The 6,058-nt window shown below is 57.9% G+C and carries 7 protein-coding genes; 5 read left to right on the forward strand and 2 right to left on the reverse strand.

The window, feature by feature from the left end; genetic code table 11:
- Window positions 1-50: 50 nt before the first annotated feature.
- A complete protein-coding gene (locus tag JQ641_RS37070; protein WP_212002182.1) occupies window positions 51-554 on the reverse strand; it encodes a fasciclin domain-containing protein in 504 nt (167 codons plus the stop codon).
- A gap of 206 nt (window positions 555-760) precedes the next feature.
- Here JQ641_RS37070 and JQ641_RS37075 point away from each other — a divergent pair, with 206 nt between their 5' ends.
- The 4 genes from JQ641_RS37075 (at window position 761) to rpoH (ending at window position 4,010) form a co-directional block, all read left to right on the forward strand.
- Window positions 761-1,360: a helix-turn-helix domain-containing protein gene (locus tag JQ641_RS37075; RefSeq protein WP_212002183.1), complete on the forward strand. Its 600-nt coding sequence runs from the start codon at window positions 761-763 to the stop codon at window positions 1,358-1,360.
- A 537-nt stretch (window positions 1,361-1,897) separates the two neighbouring features.
- Complete coding sequence (locus tag JQ641_RS37080; protein ID WP_283815268.1) at window positions 1,898-2,467, forward strand: Hsp20 family protein; 570 nt, start codon at window positions 1,898-1,900, stop codon at window positions 2,465-2,467.
- A 68-nt stretch (window positions 2,468-2,535) separates the two neighbouring features.
- Window positions 2,536-2,862, forward strand: a complete 327-nt coding sequence (locus JQ641_RS37085; RefSeq protein WP_212002184.1) for a hypothetical protein — start codon at window positions 2,536-2,538, stop codon at window positions 2,860-2,862.
- A 173-nt stretch (window positions 2,863-3,035) separates the two neighbouring features.
- On the forward strand, window positions 3,036-4,010 hold the full coding sequence (gene rpoH / locus JQ641_RS37090) for an RNA polymerase sigma factor RpoH (RefSeq protein ID WP_212002186.1): 975 nt from the start codon (window positions 3,036-3,038) through the stop codon (window positions 4,008-4,010).
- A 641-nt stretch (window positions 4,011-4,651) separates the two neighbouring features.
- Here the strand turns inward: rpoH and JQ641_RS37095 are convergent.
- Window positions 4,652-5,044 (reverse strand): response regulator, encoded by a 393-nt coding sequence (locus JQ641_RS37095; protein WP_212002187.1) that lies wholly within the window; start codon window positions 5,042-5,044, stop codon window positions 4,652-4,654.
- 370 nt (window positions 5,045-5,414) lie between these two features.
- Between JQ641_RS37095 and JQ641_RS37100 the strand changes: the two genes are divergently transcribed.
- Window positions 5,415-6,058: AMP-binding protein (locus tag JQ641_RS37100; RefSeq protein WP_212002188.1), on the forward strand; the 644-nt coding region annotated here is incomplete at its 3' end.

Consider the following 6,058-nt stretch of genomic DNA (forward strand, 5'->3'; position numbering starts at 1 on the left):
TGGAAGCAAAGCGGACCGGCACTCGATCGCTTGTGGGGATATATGGCCGATCAGCTCTGGGGCGGCAGGATGACCTTGTCGATGACGTGGATGATGCCGTTCGAGGCCGCGGTATCAGCCTTTACGACGGTGGCGTCGTTGATCGTCACCTTGCCGCCTTTGGTCGTGACCTTCACCATTGCGCCGTTGACGGTTTTGGCCTGGTCCAGCTTAGTTACCTGCTCGGCTCTCACCGCGCCCGGCACCACGTGGTAAGTGAGGATGGCCGTCAGCTTCGCTTTGTTCTCGGGCTTCAGCAGGTTCTCCACCGTGCCGGCCGGCAATTTGGCAAATGCCTCGTCCGTCGGTGCGAACACCGTGAACGGTCCGGGCCCTTTCAGAGTAGCAACCAGATCGGCCGCCTTGAGTGCTGCCGCCAGCGTCTTGAACTGGCCGGCACCGACCGCCGTGTCGACAATGTCCTGATTGCTGGCGCGCGCGAAATTGCTGCCGATCGCCAAAGCTGCAACGGCCAGAACGACCGCGGCCTTCGACACAATACCTAGTCTGCTCATCTTTTAGCTCCTGTGACGTGATGGGGCCGGCTTGGGCCGGCGTTCCGTTTTCGAGGAAGGGGAGAAAACGCGTTTCGCCTCGCACCTTGTTGAATGGTGGTAAAACTGATTTTCTTCAAGGGCACATTGACGTGATATGAAAAGTAGTTTTCGTGGGGATAGAAAATGCGTCTATCTTTGGACTGGGATGAAATGAGGCCGGAAGCATGCTGTCGGAAACCCTGATCACGGCCCTTGAGGGCTATGCCATCGGCCCAAAGATCCGCCGGCTGCGATTGCGCAAAAAGCTGGGGCTGGTCCAGCTAAGCGAGCACACCGGTCTCTCGCCGGCGATGCTGTCGAAAATTGAACGGGGGCATCTGTTTCCGACGCTACCGACCTTGTTGCGGATCGCTTTGGTGTTCGGCGTCGGGCTCGATCACTTTTTCAGAGAGGACAGCGACCGGCCGGTTCATGCCCTTGTGCGCAAGGCGGACCGCATTCGTCTTCCGGAGAAGGCAGGGCGGACTTCGCCCGCTTACTGCTTCGAGTCGCTCGACTATCCTGTCAGCGACCGAAAGCTCAACGGCTATTACGTTGAGTTTGGGGAGGAAGACGAGCAGTCGGAGCCGCACGAGCATCCCGGCGCGGAGATCATCTACATTTTGGATGGCGAGCTCGTGGTGAACCTGGAGGGAGAGGACTTCACGCTCGGCCAGGGCGACTCGATGTATTTCGATTGCGCTCACCCGCACAGTTACCGCCGTAAAGGGGCGTTGCTATGCGCGGCCATTATCGTGGTGACGGCGGAATCAGCTTCAGCGTGACTGGGATCGCGAGACAATCCCTAGAGGAACAGGAACCGTCCTCGCTCAAGCTCGCAAACGGAGCTTGGGCGACGTTCATGAATGAAACCGGCGATGGGCTTCACAACGAGCTTCAAGTTCATAATTGGGTTGGATGCCAAACCAAAAACCGCAAAGCGTTCGTTCCGGTAGCCCACTTGCTCTGGTGAGTTAATTTATCTCAAGGCCGCCAACGCGCTTGAGTTTGGCGACGGTTGTTGAATGAAGCGGCGTCACTTCATTGCGGCGCTCGGTGGCGCAGCGGCAGCGTGGCCTTCTCGGCTGTGGGCCCGGCGCTGGGACCGTTTTTTTCGTCCTCAAGCTGCCAACTGAGGTACTCTGAACTCGTTCGAAAAGTTCAGTCTAGTTGCGATAATTGTGCTGTTCTGACCCGGTGGCAACGTTGCCGGCGGTCGGGGCGACCCCGGTGCAGTGAAGCCTGGGCCGCCTATCCAGGGCTCAAGGGGGCACCAAACTCAGGCACCATAACCCCGGCCCTAAAAAAATTTGCAGGGCCTCTTGAAACTTTTTTGGGCCCAAAATATTTGGCTGTCGCCGGATGCCAAATGGTCCGGTGCGGGCGTCGGCGGATGTCCGACGCGCTGCTTGTATCCATGTTGCTCAACGGAGGATGTGGCTATGAGGACTTTCGACTTTACTCCCTTCGCGCGGTCGAGCATCGGCTTCGACCACTTGTTCGACCTTCTGAACAATCCGCAGTTGGCGGAAGATCAAGGCGGCTACCCGCCGTATGATATCGTTCGGACTGGCGCCGACACCTATCGCATCGCGGTAGCAATCGCCGGCTTCACACCCGACGAGATCACGGTCACCAGCCAACAAAATCTCCTGACGGTGGAAGGCCGCAAGGCGAATGAGGACAACCAGCAGTACCTGCATCGTGGCATCTCGGCCCGAGCCTTTACGCGCCGCTTCAATCTTGAAGACCACGTTGAAGTCGAGCAGGCAAATTACGACAACGGCCTGCTGCAGATCGATCTGGTTCGCAAGATCCCCGAAGCGATGAAGCCTCGGAAGATCGCAGTCGGCAGCGGCTCCAAACCGATGAAATCGCTAAACGCGGCTTAGGAACGAACGGGTACGGGGCGGTTCTACCTCCTGCTCGAACCGCCCCTTCAAACAAAATGGAGGGAACGATGTCTATTTCACCTACGTCTGCCGTAGAGATTGACGCGCTGCTGCACCCAGCGCGCGCATTCAGCCATCCCATGGACGTTGTCCGGGACACCCATCTCTCTCTGTACGAGAAGCGCGCGATCCTGTCGTCCTGGGCATCAGATGCCTGTGCGGTGGAGGACTTCCCGAAATTTCGCCAGCTTTCCGGCGCTGCCCCCGTGAAGTTCGACGACATCATGGACGCATTGCGTGTTCTGGATTCCGAACTGGATGGCAGGGGTGGTCCCACTCAACGCATTGGCGTTCGCTCAAGTCCTCAAGAATCCGGAGAGGCCCCACCCCTGTAACTGTCGCCTGCGATGAGGAGCGAACAACATGCTGTTCGAACGACCGGACGTGAAGAAAGTGCTCGCGATGACCGGGTGCCTCCTGAGTCTGACGGTCATCGCTTCCATCATCTTGAGCGGTGTTCGACCGCTGCTCTGGCTATTGTGACTGGAAAACCCTTGGAGACTTACCAATGTACCCGACTGCCGCACTTCCCATACCATCGGTCGGAGCCGGACTGTCTCGTTATCTGACCGAAATCAAGAAATTCCCCATCCTCACACCCGAGGAAGAATTTACGTATGCCAAGCGCTGGCGCGAGCACGGTGATCGCGATGCTGCGTATTGTTTGGTGACCAGCCACTTGCGACTGGTTGCGAAAATCGCCATGCGGTATCGGGGTTATGGCTTGCCCGTCGCCGACATCGTTTCCGAGGGCAACGTTGGTTTAATGCAGGCTGTGAAGCGGTTCGATCCCGATCGAGGCGTTCGCCTTGCGACCTATGCGATGTGGTGGATTAAGGCGACGATCCAGGAGTACGTCCTTCGATCATGGTCACTCGTAAAGATCGCCGGAACCGCTACGCAGAAGAAGTTGTTCTTCAAACTGCGCCGGACCAAGAACGCGATCTCGGCGCTTCAGGATGGCGATTTGCGGCCGGAACAGGTCAAATTAATCGCTGAGCACCTCGAAGTACCTGAACGAGAAGTGGCCGACATGAACGGCCGTCTGCGGCCCGACGTTTCATTGAGCGCCCCGATGCACAATGAGGGCGAGACCGGAGATGCATTGGACTACCTCGTCGACATTGCACCCACTCAGGAATTGCGGTTGGCCGAGGAGCAGGAAGCTACCCATCGCCACCGAGTTCTGAACGAGGCCCTTCAGACGCTAAACCCACGTCAACGTCACATTTTTGTAGCGCGCCATCTAACAGATGATCCTCTGAGGCTTGAAACGCTTGCGGCTGAGTATGGAATATCTCGGGAACGCGTCCGGCAGATTGAGCTGCGGGCGTTTCAAAAGGTAAAAGCTGCCATACAGGCAACGGCTGGGGGACCGGCGGACCGAACCTATTCTAAAAACACGAAGCGGCCGACGGCTGTTTCAGCCGACGTAAGCGGCGAGCAACGTCGCACAAAAATATGCCTGACAAAGTCCAACTGAACTTTACAGGGGAGGATATGATGAAAAGATTGTTGGCATTCTTGCTGGGCGGCCCTCATCCGTGAGCGATGCCAAGCACCGGTCTTATAGTCGGCATCATTATAGCGATCATCGTGTGCGGCGTTACAGCCGTCGCAATGATGCTTCGCTGCCTGTATGAGCGAAATCCGTGTGATCGCGTGGCCAAGTTGGTACTGGAAAACAGGCCCCAAACCCCCGTCCGGGGGCTAGCGCGGACGGGAGCGTGTCAGAGAAAAATCTCCGACCAAAGCGTTGGGCGGCGGTATGGCGAGCGCCAACCGAAAACCTAACAGCGGAGTTCGTTGCCGGAAAGGAAATTCGGGAGAGTTGGGGTTTGTACCGGGAACAAGTGGCAATCGGACCGAGTTACAATACCCGTCTAATGGAATTTAGACATCGTGACTTAAAAGGTCTCAGCGCTCGTCCCCTTAGGCGCTGAGACCGTTTTTTTCGTCCTCAAGCTGCCAACTGAGTACTCTGTGAAAAGATCAGTCTAGTTGCGACAATTGTGCTGTGCTGACCCCAGTGGCAACCCCGTTACCGGCGGTTGGGGCGGCCCCGGTGCGGTGAAGCCTGGGCCGCCTATCCACGGCTCAAGGGGGCGCCAAACTCAGGCGGCCCTAATTTGTCGGGGCGATAGGCGGGGTCGCGTTAAGCAGAGTGGAAATTGCGGTTACCAGCTGCGCGGGCGCAAATGGCTTGGTGAGAAGGACGCTGTTCGGCACGCCGTTGACCGGCCATTGGTCGGCGGCAGCACCGGTCATGTAGATGACGGGAAAATTCGGGTCAATCTCTCTCGCCTGTTTGGCCACTTCCCAACCGTCGATTCTGCCAAGCAGGTTGATATCCGTTACCAACACGCGATACGGCAACTTCCTGCCCTTCAGCAAGGTAACGGCTTCCTCGCCGGATGCTGCTAAAGCAGGTTCGTAGCCTCCTTCGCAAAGTGCTTCGTCAAGGATCCCTTGAACTTCTGTATCATCTTCGATGATAAGGACCAGTACAGTTTCCACTCGAGTTTCCCAGCGCCGAAAGAAATATCACGCGATCGTCTCGGATTGGTTCCGCCGCCTATGTATAAAAGTGAACGGAGAATGCGGACGGGTGCCGTCTCATTTCGTTTTCCGGCGGAAAGCAAGGGCAGCTTTCAGATTGGCCAGCCTTGGCCCGTTTCTCCCTTCACGACCCGGGCCCGGCCTGCCGCCCGGCCGGTGCACCTTTCGTCCCCATGCTGAACCCTTTAGCCGATCTAGCCTTTTTAGGCGGCCCATTGTTCCCCAAGTACGCATAGCTCCGGGTTTGGAAACTAAGGAGTACGTCCTCTAGCCTGTCGCCATTTGCCACTTTTTCCCGCTAAGTTGATTAGCGCTGAAGGAGCAGCCAATGGACGGTCTAACGCCGGTTTCGCTCGACGTAGTTCGTTACGACTTGAAGCGGCGAGAAGAATTTACCGGCGGTGGAACCGCCTCGTGCGCTTCCGAGTGCACGCTGGGCCAGGTCATCGGTTGGACTGCCAGCCGATTCCCGGACCAGCCTGCTATCGTCTCCACCAAGTTTGCGCCGCTGACGTACCGCGACCTTCAGCGCCAGTTGGACGGCATCCGACGGCAGCTTCGTTTGGCCGGGTTCGATTGCAAGGCCCGGATCGGGGTACTCATGCCGAGCGGCGCGGAGGCGGTTCTCGCCATCGTGGCGGTAGCCTGCTGCAGCATCGCGGTTCCTCTTGATCCGCGACTGCCCCGGGCGGAGATTGATCAACGCTTGGACATGCTGCGCCTGAACGCTCTTCTCGTGCCGCAAGGCAGTGCCTCTGATGCGCGTCAGGCGGCTGAGCGGAGAGGGCTTGCCGTGATTGAAGCCGCTCCGATCGGACACGGTCAGCTTGGACTAGATATCGTCGTGCAGGTCTTTAACTCCCCTGCGATCGACGCCGAGCCTGATCCGGGCTCGCCTGCCTTCATCCTGCAGACGTCGGGCACGACCGCGCAGCCAAAGCTCATTCCGTTCAGTCATAGCAATATGCTGGC

It is taken from the genome of Bradyrhizobium sp. JYMT SZCCT0180 (assembly GCF_018130165.1).
GTDB lineage: Bacteria > Pseudomonadota > Alphaproteobacteria > Rhizobiales > Xanthobacteraceae > Bradyrhizobium.

Bases quoted from the DNA above. Each gene is read 5' to 3' on its own strand.
- JQ641_RS37070 (WP_212002182.1), bottom strand. From the start codon at position 554: ATGAGCAGACTAGGTATTGTGTCGAAGGCCGCGGTCGTTCTGGCCGTT.
- JQ641_RS37085 (WP_212002184.1), top strand. From the start codon at position 2,536: ATGTCTATTTCACCTACGTCTGCCGTAGAGATTGACGCGCTGCTGCAC.
- JQ641_RS37075 (WP_212002183.1), top strand. From the start codon at position 761: ATGCTGTCGGAAACCCTGATCACGGCCCTTGAGGGCTATGCCATCGGC.
- rpoH (WP_212002186.1), top strand. From the start codon at position 3,036: ATGTACCCGACTGCCGCACTTCCCATACCATCGGTCGGAGCCGGACTG.